The sequence below is a fragment of the Streptococcus oralis subsp. dentisani genome (genome assembly GCF_002096335.1).
Classification (GTDB): Bacteria; Bacillota; Bacilli; order Lactobacillales; family Streptococcaceae; genus Streptococcus; species Streptococcus oralis_Z.
Window position 1 is genome coordinate 1 of record NZ_NCUW01000003.1, and the last position, 2,177, is coordinate 2,177.

Genomic DNA, 2,177 nt, shown 5'->3' on the forward strand with positions numbered 1-2,177 from the left:
GGCTATATCGCCAAGGAAACCATCAAGCAGGATGGCGAAACCCTAGTCCATAGCTACACCTACGATACTCTGGGTCAAGTGGAAAACATGACTGTATCGGATGCATCTGGTAAGGAACTCTCTAAACTCTCTTACACCTATGACCTAGCGGGCAATAAACTGACCAGCACTGAGACAGTCGATGGCAAGGAGAACCAGACACGCTTCACCTACGATGACCATAACCGCTTGACCAAGCTGGAAGGGCCAGATGGCACCATCACCTATACCTACGACAAGAATGGCAATCGCATCGCTTCTGAGAAGAACTCAGAAAAGCTAGACTACATCTATGATACAGAGAACCGCTTACTTGCGGTCAAGGACAAGAAGGGTCTGCTCATGGCTGCGCTTTATGATGGGGATGATAACCGTGTCTTCACTGCCAGTCGCAAGGAAGGCAAGAACACCTATCAACTCTTCCAACGTAAGTCAAAGGAAGGCAAGTCCGGTCGTAAATCACCTTACACAGCTCCAAGTGGGGGCCAACACTCCCTCTTCTGGTATGGCTTTAGCCAGAATGTCCTCCAAGCCCTGTCTGCTTTACCACAGACAATAGGAAGCATCTGGCACAGCATCTTTGACGATGTGTCGACAGCCTACCACCAGAAAGTGGCTAAGGACCGAGCGACCAAGGAGGGAATCGTCGTCAACCCACCAGAACTTGGAAACTTACCGGGTCAGGGAGAAGTGACCTATGCCAGTCAGGTTCAGGATGTCCTGATCCCTTACACCACACGAGAGGATACCTACAACTACTACGAGGAACGCAACTATGTCAACGATGTCAATCGTGAACATACAGAAGTCCTCGAAACCTATGACCATGATGGCAAGGCTCGTGAGACCTATAGCTATGGTCAGGGTCGAGCTAGCTACCTCAACAACCAAACAGGTGATAGCTACAACTACTTGACCAATCAGTCAGGCTCTGTGACAGGCTTGACCAAGGATGGACAAGCCGTCGCATCAACTAGCTATAACCTCTATGGGGCAAGAAAGACAAGTACAGACACGACAGGGAATCCATTCGCCTATAACGGTGAAGCTCGCGACGATACTGGACTTGACTATTTACGCGCAAGGTATTATGATAGTCAGGGAGGTACTTTCTTAACCGAGGATAGCTACCCAGGTGAGGAGACGGAACCTCTCAGCCAGAACCGCTACAGCTATGTGCAGAACAACCCTGTCAACTATACCGACCCAAGTGGGCATTTCTGGAACAATATCAAAAAAGGCTGGAACTATGTTAAAAAGACAGCCTCTAATGCTTGGAATGGTATTAAACGAGTCGCATCTAATACCTGGAATACGGTGAAACGAGTTGCCTCAAACACCTGGAATGGTGTGAAGAGTTTCGCCTCCAAGGCTTGGAATGCGACCAAGAGTGCCTTCAACCACGCGACTAACTGGGTCAGCACCCAATTCAATCGCGCATCGAATTGGGTTGGCAGACAGTGGAATAAGGTTCAAACAGCCTACAATAGTGCCAGTGACTATGTACAACAGAAATACTATCAAGCAGCAGCACAGATAGAGGCTAAGCGCCAACAAGCGGTTCGGTCTGCCTATGCCTTGGCAACAGGCTTGAGCTCTTCACCAACAATCCGAGAAGGCATGAATCTCCTCCGAAACTGGGGAACAGCCTTGCAGAATACCTTAAAACATGTCTGTGATCCAAAAACAACTGGTGCCTCCGATAAGGGAGAAAATAAAGTTCCATCTGTCGCAGACTTTAGAAAGTATGAAGATGCGGCAAGACATGGACTTAGACCGGATCAGAAAGAGCGAATTGATAGGATGACATTAGAGGAGTATCTAAAGGCTCCCCCAATGACTCCTGAGGAAAATGCCTATGCCTCTAATGTAAAATTTGCGAAGTTTAACCAAGAAAATAAAGCTAAACTTCCAACTTTAGCAGCTGAATTCATAGGCTGGAATAATGGAGAACGTTTAGTTACAGGGAAAGATCCACTAACGGGCGAAGACGCAAATCGTTGGGCGGCAGGTGCAGAGTTAGCTGTTGATATTGCAAGTAATTTCTTTCCTATAGCTAAGGCTGGCAAATTAAGGAAACTTGAAAAAGCACTCGATGCAGTAGACGCAGTCAATGATGCTTCAAAAGCTACAAAGGC

The 2,177-nt window shown here is 47.5% G+C and carries 1 protein-coding gene; it reads left to right on the top strand.

Going from position 1 to position 2,177, the window contains the following annotated elements:
- On the top strand, positions 1–2,177 hold a 2,177-nt coding region (locus tag B7709_RS00055; protein WP_239822478.1), incomplete at both ends, for an RHS repeat-associated core domain-containing protein.